The 16,326-nt window shown below is 41.4% G+C and carries 11 protein-coding genes; 3 read left to right on the top strand and 8 right to left on the bottom strand.

Annotated features, from left to right (window positions below):
* Nucleotides 1-38: 38 nt before the first annotated feature.
* The 3 genes from I3252_RS02525 to ffh form a co-directional block, all read right to left on the bottom strand.
* The gene (locus tag I3252_RS02525) at nt 39-881 is read right to left on the bottom strand and encodes an undecaprenyl-diphosphate phosphatase (protein WP_238034101.1); all 843 of its coding nucleotides are present in this window, start codon (nt 879-881) and stop codon (nt 39-41) included.
* A gap of 96 nt (nt 882-977) precedes the next feature.
* Nucleotides 978-1,661, bottom strand: coding sequence for a tRNA (adenosine(37)-N6)-threonylcarbamoyltransferase complex dimerization subunit type 1 TsaB (gene tsaB, locus I3252_RS02520; RefSeq protein WP_238034124.1), 684 nt, complete (start codon nt 1,659-1,661; stop codon nt 978-980).
* 204 nt (nt 1,662-1,865) lie between these two features.
* Complete coding sequence (gene ffh, locus I3252_RS02515) at nt 1,866-3,416, bottom strand: signal recognition particle protein (protein ID WP_238034100.1); 1,551 nt, start codon at nt 3,414-3,416, stop codon at nt 1,866-1,868.
* A 472-nt stretch (nt 3,417-3,888) separates the two neighbouring features.
* On the opposite strand from ffh, the gene ccsA reads away from it, so the two are divergent.
* A complete protein-coding gene (gene ccsA / locus I3252_RS02510) occupies nt 3,889-4,680 on the top strand; it encodes a cytochrome c biogenesis protein CcsA (protein ID WP_238034099.1) in 792 nt (263 codons plus the stop codon).
* Nucleotides 4,681-4,803: 123 nt separating this feature from the next.
* Here ccsA and purU read toward each other — a convergent pair whose 3' ends face one another.
* Together purU and I3252_RS02500 are read right to left on the bottom strand one after the other, a co-directional pair.
* Nucleotides 4,804-5,733, bottom strand: a complete 930-nt coding sequence (gene purU / locus I3252_RS02505) for a formyltetrahydrofolate deformylase (RefSeq protein ID WP_238034098.1) — start codon at nt 5,731-5,733, stop codon at nt 4,804-4,806.
* 215 nt (nt 5,734-5,948) lie between these two features.
* A complete protein-coding gene (locus I3252_RS02500) occupies nt 5,949-13,739 on the bottom strand; it encodes an Ig-like domain-containing protein (protein ID WP_238034097.1) in 7,791 nt (2,596 codons plus the stop codon).
* A gap of 485 nt (nt 13,740-14,224) precedes the next feature.
* Between I3252_RS02500 and rpmB the strand changes: the two genes are divergently transcribed.
* Nucleotides 14,225-14,461, top strand: coding sequence for a 50S ribosomal protein L28 (gene rpmB, locus I3252_RS02495; RefSeq protein ID WP_010201401.1), 237 nt, complete (start codon nt 14,225-14,227; stop codon nt 14,459-14,461).
* 133 nt (nt 14,462-14,594) lie between these two features.
* The gene (gene rpmG / locus I3252_RS02490) at nt 14,595-14,750 is read left to right on the top strand and encodes a 50S ribosomal protein L33 (RefSeq protein WP_045444249.1); all 156 of its coding nucleotides are present in this window, start codon (nt 14,595-14,597) and stop codon (nt 14,748-14,750) included.
* Between the two features lie 165 nt (nt 14,751-14,915).
* Here the strand turns inward: rpmG and I3252_RS02485 are convergent, their stop codons facing one another.
* The 3 genes from I3252_RS02485 to I3252_RS02475 all read right to left on the bottom strand — a co-directional run bounded on the left by I3252_RS02485 (nt 14,916) and on the right by I3252_RS02475 (nt 16,222).
* Entirely contained in the window at nt 14,916-15,227 is a 312-nt protein-coding gene (locus I3252_RS02485) for a hypothetical protein (protein WP_045444246.1), read from the bottom strand.
* A 185-nt stretch (nt 15,228-15,412) separates the two neighbouring features.
* Entirely contained in the window at nt 15,413-15,724 is a 312-nt protein-coding gene (locus tag I3252_RS02480; RefSeq protein ID WP_045444243.1) for a hypothetical protein, read from the bottom strand.
* A gap of 120 nt (nt 15,725-15,844) precedes the next feature.
* Entirely contained in the window at nt 15,845-16,222 is a 378-nt protein-coding gene (locus I3252_RS02475) for a hypothetical protein (protein ID WP_227676610.1), read from the bottom strand.
* Nucleotides 16,223-16,326: the final 104 nt, after the last annotated feature.

The raw sequence follows: 16,326 nt of genomic DNA, 5'->3' as shown, positions 1-16,326 counted from the left end.
TCCTATTCGCGGCTTATAGACTCATCCTACAATCGGCTCTAGCCTGCCATTTGATAACCAAAACCCCAAGCCGCTATTAATACAATGATGCCAGTAATAATGCGTAACCACGCAAAGATTTTAAAATCACGACGACTGACCCATTCTACTAGCAAACGGATACAGAGTAAGGCGACGATAAATGACACCACCGTACCTATACCTAATACCAGCCAATCCTCGCTATTGGTTAATACGTCATGATGCTTTAGCAAATCCAATAATGCCGCGCCCACGATGACTGGAATACCCAAAAAGAAAGAAAATTCAGCGGAAGCTTTACGTGAAACGCCGAGCCATAGCGCGCCGATAATTGTCGCGCCTGAGCGTGATGTTCCCGGTATCAATGCCAGACATTGCAGCAGACCAATCATCAACGCGGTTTTTAGATTGACGTCTTCTGCTTCTTGCGCAATAATCGTTTTAGGGCGATTTTCTACATAGAATATCAATAAGCCACCGATAATCAGCATAATTGCCACGACGATGGGATTAAATAAATATGATTTAATCTCATCAGCGAAGGTGAAGCCAACGATCATCACCGGAATAGTCGCCACAATCAAGCTAAGTCCTAGCTGGCGTGGATTACTCATGCCTTCAGCTTTGCCTGTCAGCAGACCCATAAGCGCTTGCCATAGTCTGTCCCAGTAATCATAAATGACCGCTAAGATAGCGCCAAGCTGCACCACTACCACAAATAAATCGACTTTTTCTTTGGTCCAAAAGCCCATCAAATCCGCTGATAAAATCAAGTAGCCAGTGCTAGAGATGGGTAAAAATTCAGTGATACCTTCAACGATACCCATGATAACAGCTTGAATTAATAAAATGATATCCACGATGGCTTTCCTAAATATGGATCTATTGGCTAATAGCGTTTTAGAGTATTTTTATATTTTATATAGCGCTGATAATAGCTGGCATTAATATGATGGTTACGCCTTACCTTGCTCTTTGAGCGTTTTCCACGCTTGGTTGCGCAGATACTTTGGTAAAGCTTGCGAAGCTTCTGTGCCACCTGCCGCCATAAATTGAGCAATACCAAGCTGCCCTATCACAGTAGCGTCAGGGTGAATATCTGCCTGAATGATCTGACCGTCATGTAATGTTAATAACGGCGCACCATTGCCAGCAATGGGAATATTAAGCATGGTCTGGCTGTCATAATCGAGCAACTGCTCGGTATCTTCGCCATTTTCTTGATTAACCGCCTGCATAAGGTTGTCTATTAGCACATATTGCCCAAAATAAACTTGCTGCATACGCGCATCAAGGGCGCTATACACTTCGGTCACGCCATATTTCTGATACGCCGCTTGCGCAATCGCTTGTAGGCTTGAGACTCCTACACAAGGAATATCATGGGCGACAGACAATGCTTGTACTACTGCCGTATTAATCCGTATGCCACTAAAGGCACCAGGACCACGGTTAAATATCAAGGCTTGTAAATCAGCAAGGTTGAGCTTAGCCTCGGACAAAGCGGCGTCAATCATTGGCAGAATTTGCTGGGTTTGCTGGCGTTTACCCGTCTCAGTATGACTCGATAGCACTTGACCACTGGCATCTAAAATCGCGATCGAACACTGATCAAACACGGTATCCATTGCTAAAAACATCATAACCTCGACCTATTGACTTAGCATTATAAAACAGCGCCTATCATAGCATTTAGGATAGGCAAATTTTATTAATTTCTAAATTTTCATACTTAATCCATCAATATTTATGGGAACATGACAGACATAAAAAAACCCAAAGCGACTTGCACCTTGGGGTTTTCATTAAGAATTGAATACTATAGCAATCTAAGCATCTATCAATTAAAAACGGGTTTTAAACTTTTTTGGCGCTTGATTCTGCATTTCCTGCATTTGTTTTTGCATCTCTTCGGTGCTTGGCATGTTGTTTGGATCCAGACCCATCTGATTAGCCATTTGTTGTGGATTCACATCCTTGACGCCGCCTTGCTGACCGCCGCCACCAAATAAAGGACCGCCACCGCCGCCACCAGCACCGCCGCCACCCATTAGCCCTTGCATCGATTTCATCATTTTACTGATGCCTTCAGGCTTGGAGATCATTTTCATCATTTTTGCCATTTGCTTGTGCTGTTTGAGCAAACGATTGACGTCTTGAATCTCACGTCCCGAACCTGCGGCAATGCGGCGCTTACGGCTTGGGTTAATTTTATCGGGATTTTTGCGCTCAAATGGCGTCATCGAATTAATCAACGCTTCCATCTCACGTACTTTTTCTTCTGGCTTAGCATCTTCGACCGCTTTTTGCATATCCGAGCCGCCCATACCTGGCATCTTATCTAAGAAGCCTGCCATGCCGCCCATGCTTTTCATTTGTTGGAACTGGGTCAATAGATCCTCAAGGTCGAAATCACCGCCCTTTTGCATCTTTTTCGCCATTTTTTCGGCTTTATCACGGTCGATTTTTTGTTCAACTTCTTCGACCAAACTCAGTACGTCACCCATACCAAGTATACGTTGAGCGATACGTTCTGGATGGAACAGCTCTAGCGCGTCTAATTTTTCACCGCGACCTAAAAACTTAATCGGCTTGCCAGTAATCGCACGTACAGAAAGTGCCGCACCGCCGCGAGCATCACCGTCAGTTTTGGTTAAGATGACACCTGTTAATGGCAGCGCATCATTAAAGGCTTTGGCAGTATTTGCCGCATCTTGACCCGTCATCGCATCGACGACAAATAATGTTTCAGAAGGATTGACTGCTGCAGTTAACGCCTTAATCTCAGCCATCATAGTCTCATCGATAGCCAGACGACCAGCGGTGTCAATAATCAGAATATCTTGATATTGAATTTTAGCTTCTTCGATAGCACGCAGCGCGATGTCTATCGGGTTTTCGTCGCTACTTGAATTGACGAACTTGGCATTTACTTGCCCTGCCACTTGCTCAAGCTGAGCAATCGCCGCTGGACGATAGACGTCAGCGGATACTAGCATGACTTTTTTCTTATGGCGCTCTTGTAAAAACTTTGCCAATTTACCAGCCGTGGTGGTTTTACCTGCACCTTGCAAACCCGCCAGTAAATAAACAACAGGTGGCTTACCCGTCATCTCAAGCTGCTGATTGGCACTGCCCATCATTTCGGTCAACTCGTCATGGACGATTTTGACAAAGGCTTGCCCCGGTGCTAATTCTTTGAGTACTTCTGCACCAAGCGCTTGCTCTTTGACGCGCTTCACAAAGTCACGGGTGACGGGTAGCGCGACGTCGGCTTCTAGTAGCGCCATACGCACTTCACGCAGGGTATCTTTGATGTTGTCTTCGGTCAACTGCCCAGTTCCTGCGATATTACGCAGGCTCGACGATAAGCGTTCTGTTAAGGTATCAAACATAAATAACTCTCAGTTAAAATAATTCTTGGTGAAAACAATATTTACTTAAAATAATGCTTACTTAAAATAATGCTTAGTGAAACTGGCTTCAGCTTAAATGGCGGATAAATATTATTAGGGAATACTGTAAATTATTTAATCGTATCTTCATAAAAACAATGATAAAAAATAGTCTATTATCAACACTATAGCACCAAGACGATGCCAAAATTATAATGATTTTGCAAATACAGCATTACCAAAGCTTGGCGCGGCGCTTTATGACTTATAGACAATCGCTTTATAAGCTAGGCATATTAGCGCTCATTCAAGCAAACTTGGCCAAGCATTTATAAGGAATAAGCAAGTTGGTGCTCAATTGGCACCCATTTTATGATAAATTGGACGATTATTCTAATCATTCCGATAATACCACTTTAGCATTAAATTGAGCGGCTATTTTGCGCTCAGTATGAGATGAGGCATTATATCTGTGCACTTTGCATTCTTACTTGCTAGCCTAGCCTATATCTTAGTCAGCGCTTACCTTAGTTGGGCACTGACTCGGGATAAGCCTATCCATAAAGGCATCAGTTTGGGATTATTGATGGTCGGCATGCTCGCGCATGCGGCGCTACTTTACCCTTATGTTGTGACGCTTTACGGGCTAAACTTCAATCTTTTTAATATCATTAGCCTAATCAGCTTGTTCTTTTTATTCTTCTATTTTTTATTTTGTTTGTATCGCCCCATTGTTAGTCTGGGCATACTGGCGGCGCCAACAGCATTGCTAGGGTTGACAATTGGCTATATTGGCCGTGCGCCTTATCAACCCATTACAAATATCAGTATTGGGCTTGAAGCTCATATATTACTATCACTTGCCGCCTATTGTGTGCTGCTGATGGCAGCGGTGCAAGCGCTATTTTTGCGCCTACAAATACGCGAACTCAAGCACCACTCTATTCATCGGTTTTGGGTCAATAAACTACCGTCACTACAAAGTATGGAGAGTCTATTATTCGATATGTTATTGGTCGGTTTTGTCCTGCTGAGTATCGCATTGGGCATTGGCTTTATCTATGTAGAGGATTTGATGGCACAGCATATTGTGCATAAGACTGTGTTTAGCCTGCTGTCTTGGTTATTGTTTGGGGCGCTACTGGTCGGTAACTGGCGTGCTGGATGGCGGGGCAAACGTGCCGCCAATATGACTATCTATGCTTTTCTCCTATTAGCCATTGGCTTTGTGGGCAGCAAGTTTGTGTTAGAGATGCTGATATAAAATCAGCGCTGCAATAGCAATAGGTCCAGAAAAAAGCCGTGAGTATTAATGAATAATACTCACGGCTTTTTTTAACCTTATGTTAACCAGCACTTGTCAATTTGAAATAGCTCTAATTAGAGGCTAATTAAAAACCACGGTTTTATTACCCGCTACAATCACGCGGTTTTGTACATGCCAGTTCACAGCGCGTGCTAAGACATTACGCTCGATATCACGACCAATAGCGCGCAGCTCGGTCACACCTTGACGGTGAGTGACTCGGTGTACATCTTGCTCAATGATAGGGCCTTGATCAAGCTCAGCGGTGACGTAATGCGCAGTCGCGCCAATGAGTTTCACACCTTTATCATAAGCCTGACGATAAGGGTCAGCTCCCACAAATGCAGGCAAAAATGAATGGTGAATATTGATGACTTGCATCGGCCAACGCTTGACAAAATCAGACGATAATATCTGCATATAACGCGCCAACACTAGCAAATCATTGCCTTCCATCAACGTATGAATTTGCTCTTCTGCCTCTGATTTATTATCTTTGGTCACTGGCACATGATGGAAAGTAATACCGAAGTTCTCTACCGATTGGCGCAAGTCTTCGTGATTACTAACGACAGAGGTAATCTCACAGTCAAGTAAACCTCGCTGATGCCGCCATAACAAATCCAACAATGCATGATCAAACTTTGATACTAAAATACCAACTTTCGTCTTAATCGCATTATCATGTAAACGCCAAGCCATGTTATGGCGCTTGGCTACCGTATGCGCAAAACTGGCTTCAAAATTCTCAATAATCTCGCTCAATCCTGCCAAAGCAAACTCTAAACGCATAAAATATTGACCACCCTCATGAGCAGTTGAATACTGATCGAGAGTGATGATATTAGCGCCATAGCGATGGATAAACTCAGATACCGCTTGCACGATCCCGGCTTGGTCACGGCATTTAATCAATAGCGTGGCAGTATCGATTGCCGTCTTGTTAGACAGGTTATTAGATAGTTTATGAGATGAGTTTTTTGCTGAAGTAATCGTTGCAGTGTCTGACATAGTGCGCCCAATCAAAAAATTAAACTTGCTACTGACTTTCAATACGGTCATTAGCATAGGAAACCGACTATTCTAATCGCTTTTACCTAACTTTGCTGATTGAGTTGGTTGTATTTCGTTATTGAGGTTATAAATATGAAAACCCCCAACGCAGGGTTAGGGGTTTTTGCTTGATAGTAGTATGTGATTGACCAGACTACCTACTAAAGTGTCGTTTATTCGATTGTAATATTTCTAGAAAATCCTGAACCGTTACTGTTAACACCTATTGTAGAACCCAAATCAAATGCTTGATTGAAGTCTACAATAAAGCTGTTATAGCCTTGTGCTGTTGTCGTTGGAATTACGCCATTAATAGACACAGAGTAACTGGCTTGATAAGGAGATAATACTATTTTAGATGTATTTTTCTCGGCATTAATATTGACACTCAAACTGTTTACACACACCACACCAGCATCACCAAATGGGCTGGTATCACCAATCCAAGGAGAGAATAAGTTTGGATCCTCTACTCTCAAGTCACTTGCCAAATATGGTAGAGAATAGTTAATACTTTGAGTATTTTCACTACCATTTAAGAAAGTAGAAGCCTCAAAACGCACTTTCACCCAGCTTGAATAACGAATCGGATAGCGAATCTCGAAGTCTGCACGACCTTCTTCATCAGTCACGAATGAATAACCGTCATCAGATAGTGTGCCACCAATAATTGCTACGGGATTGATAGCATCAAGACTATTGTTGCTATTCACATCTTCATCACTATCTAAAGTATAGTTATATTCAGGACTGTCTTCACTAATAATCCAATCCGTCTTCTGCAGTACAGGAACTAATTCTGCAAAAGTTATAGGTTCAGGTGTATTCACATTACCATCGGTGTCTGTAGTATTGGCCGCTTGATAAGTCACATTGCTATCAAGCAAACAAACTTTACCTTGAGCATATTCAATAGCATAAGACTTGATCGATACTTCTTTATTTGGTACCGCGCGCCCTGAGCCATCCATAACAGATATTGAACCGCGAACCGTGTAATAAATATTATCAGTAGATAAGACATTACTAAACGCTAAGGTTGTATAAACCGCTTCTTTCGATACCGTAATATTAGTTGTTTTGGTGCCAATGCTGGCATTGTCGTTTAATAAGCGAGCATTAATAATCACGCCACCGATAGGTGAGCTGGCATTGGCTTGATATACCACACGCGCCTCGCCTTTGCTGTTTGTAACTGCGGTAGCAGCAGATAAGCGGCCAGCTGATGAATCTGCAGCACGACTGAATACAACCGTTTGCCCTTCTACTGGCACATCATTTTTGTCTTTAACCGTGGCAACAACTTCTGTGCTACTGCCGGGTGTGATGACTGATTTCACTGCTTGAAACAGCATCTTCGCAGGTGTAGTGGCTCTAAAACGGGTATCAACTGTGGTTTGATATTTAAGCGCGCCGTTAGTCATTTCGCCTAGCACAGTTGCCTGTAATACAGTTGTACCAGCAAGCGTAGACGTTAGCACCACAGGGACAGTAATAATATTGCCTTGAATATTGCCTGCAGTGATTGCTTGAGTAACAATCACATTATTGTTAGCAAACGTACCAATCGTTGTTTGTACCTCTACAACCTTACCAATAAGCGCAGTAGCTTGGGCTGGAGAGTCAGTACGGATTTGTACATTAATATTTTGTGCCGCATTGACATCATAGACACCTTCAATATTAATAAAACTAATACCTGCTTGTGATACTTTAACCAAATCAAGACTGCTAGTACTACGCTGTGCAACTAATGCACGCTCACCAGTGGCTCTGGCAAAAATACGTAAGTTACCGTTATTATCAAAATTCAAATCAGCTTCGTTGATATTAAATACTGCTTTACCATCTACATTACTAGTAGCAGTCGCACTAGAATGGATAATATCACCGTTCGCGTCGACTAACTCCATATCAGCATTGGCAATAGCACGTCCCGCACCATCTACTAATGTGGTCGTGATAGTAGTAGATGCGCCATCTTTTAGATTAGCGTCTGTAGCTGTAATAGTAATTTCTGTACCGATAGCTGATAGGCTTAATGATTTCTCTTCACGCACTTGCATGCTGACTTTGCCATCTGCATCATATTGTGGCGTGACGATTTTGGCATTGATTACTACGCTATGATTTAGACGTGAATTGATAGAATTGGCTGCTAAGATAACGCCAACATCGATCTGACCATTAGCATCAGTAGTTACCATGCTTGGTGTAGTTAAAGCAGCTCCACTTGCTTCTAAAGCTTCGATATTCAGCTGTACAGGCACCCCTGCTAAGATACCACCTTTACTGTCAGTCACAAGGAAAGTGGCATTAGTTTGATCGCCACCAGTGTTTAAGGTAGGTTTATCTGAAGATGCTATTAGCTGATAACTATCAATCGTAGCCGTATCGACTGCAACGATGTAATTTTGCTCCAACTTGACATTTTCAGCAGTCGTCGTGGTCGCCGTTAAACGAATGCCATCTGCTAAAATTGCTTGATTAACGTTAGCACCATTTTCAAGTGTCAGGTTGAATGTCGCCACACCATCACTGTTAGTATTCGCAGTCTCATTAGAGACACTAACGCCTGTTCTTAAAGGATCATCAACATTTAAACTTACTTCACGATTGGCAACAGCGCCATCTTCATTCTCTAAACGAACAAATACTTTAAAAGTATCACCTTTGGTATTAACGACTTTATTCGCACCTATTGTTAAATTCTCTTGCGTACCACTTGCATCTGGAGTTATCGTCTCGACAATGCTAGTTTTCGTGGCAATATTGTTATTCTCATCGGTTGCTGAGAATACAACTTTAAAGTTACTGCCGATAAGTTTTTTCTGCGCATCAGTTAGACCAGATGGCACAGCAAGTGTATAGCTAGCTTTGCCCGACTCATTAGTAGTTTGCGTGCCACTAGTGACTAAGCTAACCCCTTGAGCCGCAATTGCAGCAGGAAGCGCTAAGTAAACTGACTTACCTGCAATGACATTGTCTTTACTGTCTTTGGCTATCACCTCAACTTGAGTCTCACCACCGTTTAGATTCAATTTTTTCGGTGTGATAACTATCAAATCAATCGCGGCTTTAGTCGATTGTACATTGAACTGAATTTCTTGCTGCTTACCTGTCAATGTCTCAGTCAAAGTAGCTGTTAGCTTTTGATTTTTTAGAGCAGCTTTTTGCTCGGGTGTTAGGCTACTCGGTACAATAACCGTAAAGCCTGCTGTACCTGTAGTGTTATTAGTACTTACTATATTATTAAATGAGCCTGATTTACCATTTACAAGCAGTAAGGCTGATAGTTCTTTGTTAGCAAATTCTAACTGGATAGGCTGCCCACCAATAATGATGTTGGTGTTTCGGGTACTTAGTGCTGCATTAACCACAACCGTATCGCCTTCGCCATTCAATGTATAGAAAGGACGATTATTGATAAGGTTTGGCGGATTTAGTACTGTCAAATCAACCGCTGGGGTTAAGATATTTACTTGTTTTATAGCAGAAGTATAAGTTTCGCCTTTTTCAACATAAGATAGCTGATAATTAATACCTGCACGCTTAAGCTCAGTACGCTCTTTTGCTGTTAGCCCTTCTGGGATAGTAACTATAAATGTCGTCTCACCGCTAAAGTCAGTAGTCGCAGACTCTGCGTTCACAGTAACACCGTAATCAAGCGCTGACTTACCCAACTGAATAGCGACCGCTTGCCCTTTAACTGGCGTTTTCTTGCCTTTATCCAATAGCTTGACACTAATAGTTCCATTACCACCAAGCTCACTAATAGAAGGTATAAGGGCAGAAGCAAACTCTAAACTCGTTGCTGGCTGTACTACTTTGACAACTGCATCTTTAATTTTGGCGACTGTGCCATCATCATCCGTCAAAGTAACATTGTATTTAATACCTGATGTAATTAGTGCTGTACGTTGTGCTGGTGTTAGATCTTGACTAAGGTTAACAGTAAATACTGCATTGCCAGCTTCATTGGTTGTCTGCTCATTACCTTGGATACTGACTCCTGCGACATCACTGATCTCAAGCTTAACTTTTTTCCCTACTGCAACATTCCCATTAGGACGTTTAGCAGATACTTGAATAGTAAACTGCTTGTCCGTCACAGTGACCACTTTAGGAGAACTGATCGAAGTAAGTTTAATATCACTTTCGGCTAACTCTGAACTGATTTTTATAGCCGAACTACTGCTACTACTACTTGCACCTGAAGCTTCAACAGCTTTGGCAGTTAACATGAAGTTCTTTGTTGCTTCTAGCTTATCTTTCTGTGATTTAGTCAAACCTGTAGGAACAGTGACCTTATAGCTAACTATACCTTGAGCATTAGTCGTTTGGATCGCAGCACTATCTAAAGTTAGTAAGCCAGAGTCGACTAAAGATTTGGGCAGCATTGCTGTAACAATTTGATTAGCAATTACCCCACCATTTTTATCATTTACGCGGAAACTAATGATTGCACTACCACCTGAACTTGATAACTGAACTTTATCGCTGGTACCAAAATTCACTTGATACTGCGCAGCAGGTATAACAACAGATGCATTATAGTTACTGGTAATGACACCATCGTTATCAGTTAAAGTAGCTGTATAAGTAATGCCTGATTTCACCAATGCTTCACGTTGGGCTTGAGTCAAATCCTGATTCATATCTACAGTAAATGTTGCATTACCTGATGCATCAGTCTTCTGCTCGTTGTCTTTGATTGTAATGCCTATCAACTTAGCAAGATCTAGCTTGACAACTTTATCAGCAGCTGCACTACCATCTTTGCGTTTAGCTGATACTTTAATCGTAAACTGGTCTTTTAAAATATTAACTACTTTAGGATTGGTCTCTGATGTTAATGTCGTTAGACTTTTCTGAACCTTATTATTGACGCTGATAGGTGCGCTATTGGTAGTGCTACTTGCTCCTGACACCTCAACCAACTTAGCACTCAAGATAAACCCGCTGGCTTTTTCTAATGCTGATTTCTGTGTAGATGATAACCCTGTAGGAATACGAACAGTATAATTCACGATACCTTTATCATCTGTTGTCTGATTGGCAGCAGTATCTAAGGTCAATAACCCCGCATTCACTAAAGCTTTTGGCAGGCTTACTGAGACTTTTTGATTGGCTATAACGCCGCCGTCTTTATCATTAACTCGGAAACTAACAACAGTACTGCCACCTGAGCTTGATAGCTCTGCATTGCTGCTGCTACCAAAATTGATTTTGTATTCAGCATTAGGCACAGATGCTTTGATACTATAGTTTTCAGTGGCAACACCATCTTCATCAGTCAATACAACAGTATAGGCAATACCTGTTTTTTCAAATGATTTACGTTGTTCTAGAGTCAGTGCTTGGTCTATATTTACGGTGAACACAGCATTACCAGCACTGTTAGTGACTTGTTCACCACCTTCGATACTAATGCCTTTGACATTGTTAATCGTAAGCTTCATAGACTTACCTGCAGCAGCACTACCATTCGGACGCTTAGCAGATACTTGGATCGTAAACTGGTCTTTTAACACGTTTACGATGCTAGGAGTAGTTTTTGCCGTCAAGATGGTTTGACTTCTACTAGGGTCTGCAGTTACAGGAATACGATTACTGCTTATATTGATACTTGCACCTGAAGCTTCCACCAGACGGGCATTTAAGACGAACCCACCTATTTTTTCAAGCTCTGCTCGTTGTGTAGGGGACAGCCCTGCAGGAATACGAACCGTATAACTTACATTGCCTTGAGCATCAGTTGCTTGGTTTGCCGCACTTTCAAGCGTTATCAGCCCCTTCTGAGTCAAGCTACTTGGTAAGCTTGCTGTCACCGTTTGGTTGGCTATTACGCCGCCATTTTTATCATTAACGCGGAAAATTAAAGTGGTTACACCGCCTGTACTCAACAGCTTATTAGTACTACTGCTGCCAAAGTTTAGCTTATATTCAGCCACTGGAATGATAACTGGTGCCTTATACTTATTCGTAGCCACGCCATCTTCATCAGTCAAAGTCACGGTATAAGGAATACCAGACTTCACCAAATCTTGACGTTGCTTTTCTGTCAAATCTTGGCTTAAATTGACGTTAAATACTGCGTTGCCTGATGCATCTGTGGTTTGTTGGCTACCTTGAATACTCACGCCTGTCACATTACTAATAGCCAACTTCACTTCTTTGCCAGCTGCAGCACTGCCATCTGGACGCTTACCTGCAACTTGAATTTGGAATTGATTTTTTAGGATATTTACAGCGCTAGGAATATTTTTTACAGTTAGAATCGTTTCACTTTCAGCAGTTACTTGGATGCGTTCACTATTGATACTACTACTAGCTCCTGAAGCTTCAGTAACTTTAGCAGTTAAGACAAAGCCACCTATACCCTCTAATTTTGTTCTTTGAGTAGCAGTCAGACTTGCTGGCACACTCACACTGTAACTCACCATGCCTTTACCATCAGTTACTTGAGTAGCAGCACTATCTAAATTCAAGAGTCCAGCTCTAATTAGATCTTGAGGTAAACTGGCAGTCACTTTTTGATTAGGAATTGCTCCACCATCTTTATCATTGACACGGAAACTGATAATAGCTTCACTACCAAAACTAGAGATTCTATTTTTATTTTTTGTCGCAAACTTTATTTGATATTGAGATTCAGGGATATACGCTTCGTTGCCATATGTATCCATCGTGACTGCACGGTTAGGCTCTGATAAAACCACCGTATAGCTGACGCCTTTTTCTACAATTTCTTTGCGCTGAGTTGCAGTAAGTGTAGGCGCTACAATTAAGCTGACAACTGCATTTCCTGTTGCATCAAAGGTAAAACTCTCTGTACTAAGCTTAACCCCAGTAACTGCATTGTTAAGCTTGATTGTCCCTTTTGCCCCATTAATAGCGGTTGGCACTTTAGAGTTTTTAGCCGTTGCTGTGATAGTCAGCGGCTTTTCATCTCCATAGGCATTAAGCACTACGTCCCTACCTTTCACATCTAAGACATAATCAGAAACTGGCAACTCTATTGATAGATTACCCGTTTCTTGCTTGGTAGCGCCATTTTGCTCTTGGATACTGATAGCATATGCAATACCCTCACCTTTTAGCAGTGAATCACGCTCAGCCTTCGAAAGATTTTCATCTATTTTAATAGTAAAAGTTGCAATACCATCCGCATTTGTGACTTTACTACTGCCACCTACGATAGAGATGCCTTTGATATTATCGATACCCAGCCCAACTTTAACGTCTTGAACACGGGCACCTTTGCTATTTTTAGCAACTACAGTCAGTTGAGCACTATCACCATAAGGATTTAGAGCATTATTAGAGACTGAGCTTGTTTTTAATGAAGAGGTAATATCAAGCTCACTTTCGATAACTTGGGTACCGTCACCACTACCTTTTTTGCTGACTGAAACTTTTAGCTCTTGCGGTGCAACCGCGGTGCCATCTGCTTTCTTAGCAGTCGCTACTAACGTAAAACCATTTTTTATCAGGTCATCTTTATCAGCAACTGCTTGCGGATTGAGCTTTAATGCATATACTGCATTGCCATCATTGTCCGTGGTTTGGGTGCTTTGACCTTCGATAGTGATACCGTTATTTTCAGAATCCACTACTTTTAGAGTCACAGCTTTACCAACCATCGCTCCACCAGATACTTTTTCAACAGCTTTAACCGTAACGCTAAAGGCTGCTTGCTCATCAGACAACTCAATAATAGTAGGCGCTGTGCTCAGTTTTTGGATAAAGAAGTCTGGCTCGACGTCTGGCACTTGTTCGCCACCACCAGTATTACCATTACCACCAGTACCAGGTTGCGTGACACCCAAATCAGGCGCCGGTGCAACAGAATCTACGGTATCACCGTCACCGCCGCCACCGCAGCCTGCCAATGCTAAAGCACAAGTCAAAGAAGTGAGCTGAAACAGTTTAGAGGTAAAAGGCAATGAGCTATATGACATGTTTTGGACTCCGCGTCAGCAGTAATTTATTCGAACAAATAAGCGAAAATCATTACACAGAATCATAATAGATTGGTAATGATACATAGATTTACATTAATACCCGTTGTATTAACAGATTGTATTAAATATATAACAGCAACTTTACTGACTTTTGTTATAACTTACAACTAAAAATTAATCTTTACTATTAAATAATCAACAACATAGCCAGTGAATTTCAGGGTATAATAGCCATCCTTTAGATCGACAATAATCATAAAAATATTTGAGTATTCATCTCTTTTATGGTATAAATGTCGGCTTTAAAATTTTCTGAATTGGTACGCTTGTTATTTGCCTTTAGATAACAGCAATATCAACTCAACATTCATATAGTTTTGTTTGGTGCAAAGCTGCCGCTTGCTGTGTCCATGCCGCAAAAACGTGCAACTTGCCCAGACTGGTATGAGAAAAACTCATACCTCATAGATTAGGAGTTCGCCATGTCTCGAGTTTGCCAAGTGACTGGAAAGCGCCCTATGGTGGGTAATAATGTTTCGCACGCAAACAACAAAACCCGTCGTCGCTTTCTACCAAACCTTCATAACCATCGTTTTTGGGTAGAGTCTGAAAATCGTTTTGTACGTCTACGTGTGTCTACCAAAGGTATGCGCACTATTGACAAACTTGGTATCGATAAAGTGTTAGCAGATATGCGCGCACAAGGTCAAAAAGTATAAGTTAAGACTAGCAGCTTAATATCTCGATAATTTTCGTCGTTTAAGCTGCTTTTCTGCTACATCTTATGTAGCGACTTAATATTTTAGATCCGTACCTATCGTTTGAAGACCCCTCATTTACAGGAAAGCTATCATGAGAGATAAAATTAAATTAGTATCAACAGCTGGTACTGGGTATTACTACACCACTACTAAAAACAAACGCACTATGCCTGGCAAAATGGAAATGAAGAAATTCGATCCAAAAATTCGCCAGCACGTGATGTTTAAAGAAGCTAAAATCAAATAATTACTGTTATATATAGAATATATTTTCATAAATACTTTCTATATATAAGTTATTTGAAAAAAAAGGGTATATCAATTGATATACCCTTTTTTATGCTTACTACTTTTCATGATTATTATTTTAATTAACGACTACTGGCCATCCTAACAGCAACTCATCTCATCACTAACTATAGTGCGTCGGCTCTTTGTCATAAACATGCGCATGCCATTGGCTCATCTGCTTTTGCATAATCACCTGAATCGCGGCATGAATCATATGCTGACCTATCGCTTGGGTGTCACTACCGAGCAGCTCTTTAAGCTTTTCAGAAAAATCAATGGTCATCAGCGGCGCTTCGTCTTGTTCCGCGTCACGTAACAATAAGCGACCATCTTCTGCCTCTACCAACTCAAGGGTAGTCTCTTTGGCAAATCCTGCAAATTGATCCGTACTTTCGTTATCTACTTCTATATCATTATCGATATCGTATGGCATGAATTGGTTCCTCATTGTCCCGTCTAATACTTGCAAGAAAAATCGCGCACCGCAACATTATTGTTTTACAGTAATACGGGTAAAACTATCTTAGTCATACAATGGACGCTTTGGTCTTGAAATTCAAGGCTTGTCACATAAGTCTTCTACATAAAGGCTTTTTGGGTGTGCTATCACTGATAGTATTAGCGCCAGTAGCGTAATTTTGCCACAGTAAATAAGAAGGCAACAAACATACCGAGATAGTACATAAGCTTTAACTCTAATGTCGGATCTCGATATTTAAACGGTAAGGCTACAGTGGCGGTGGCGGTCGGAAATATCAACAGCATAAGCAGCCAGTTTTCGATAACATTGAGCCAGCCTTGTAAATCAGTACCGTTACGCAATGATGCCAGCCCTAGCAGCAAACAGGCGATAATTAAGCTGGTAAATAAGCCATTGGGTAGATCTTTTGGATAGATGATATTGGCAATCTTGGTCGGTATGATTCTCATGTAAAATTCCAGTCACGCTTGCAGCGCGTGACTTAATAATTAAAAATTGTATAAAAACAGCCTATCATAAATATTGCAGTGCACTATTTACCAAACAGCTTTATCTCTGCTCATAAGACTCTAACTGTAAGTACCCATTAACCAAAGCATCGATATACAAGAGGTTAAATAACCCAAGCTAATGGCATTCCAGCTCTCTATATGCATGCCTTTAACTTTGTTAAGTATCTTCGAACCTAGCCAAAAAAACAGGGGAATGCCCAGCATAAATGCAGGCACAATGACCGCAGCATGACGTAATACTTCACCAGTATCATCACCCACCATTAGCCGAAAGCCGTAACCCGCCAGACTTAGAACCAAAGCAAATACAGCCAAGCCAATAGTAATACCCTTTGGCACCAGACTGCGTTGCTGTGTCTCATTCTGAATTGGCTGCTCAGTGCTTTGCTCTGACTCAGGTGATTCTGACGAATTGATTGAGTTTTTTGTGTCCATATTTCACCTTTACGTAACTTGCCGTTATGCATCGTTATCCGTTATACAGCACTTTTTGCTACTATTCTTTTATGACGAAAATGACTGACGAACGTATTTACCAG

Origin of the sequence: Psychrobacter sp. Ps4, assembly GCF_022129285.1 — a bacterium.
Taxonomy (GTDB): domain Bacteria; phylum Pseudomonadota; class Gammaproteobacteria; order Pseudomonadales; family Moraxellaceae; genus Psychrobacter; species Psychrobacter immobilis_A.
Note: the sequence above shows the minus strand (reverse complement) of the source record. Positions and strands in the feature narration are given on the sequence as shown.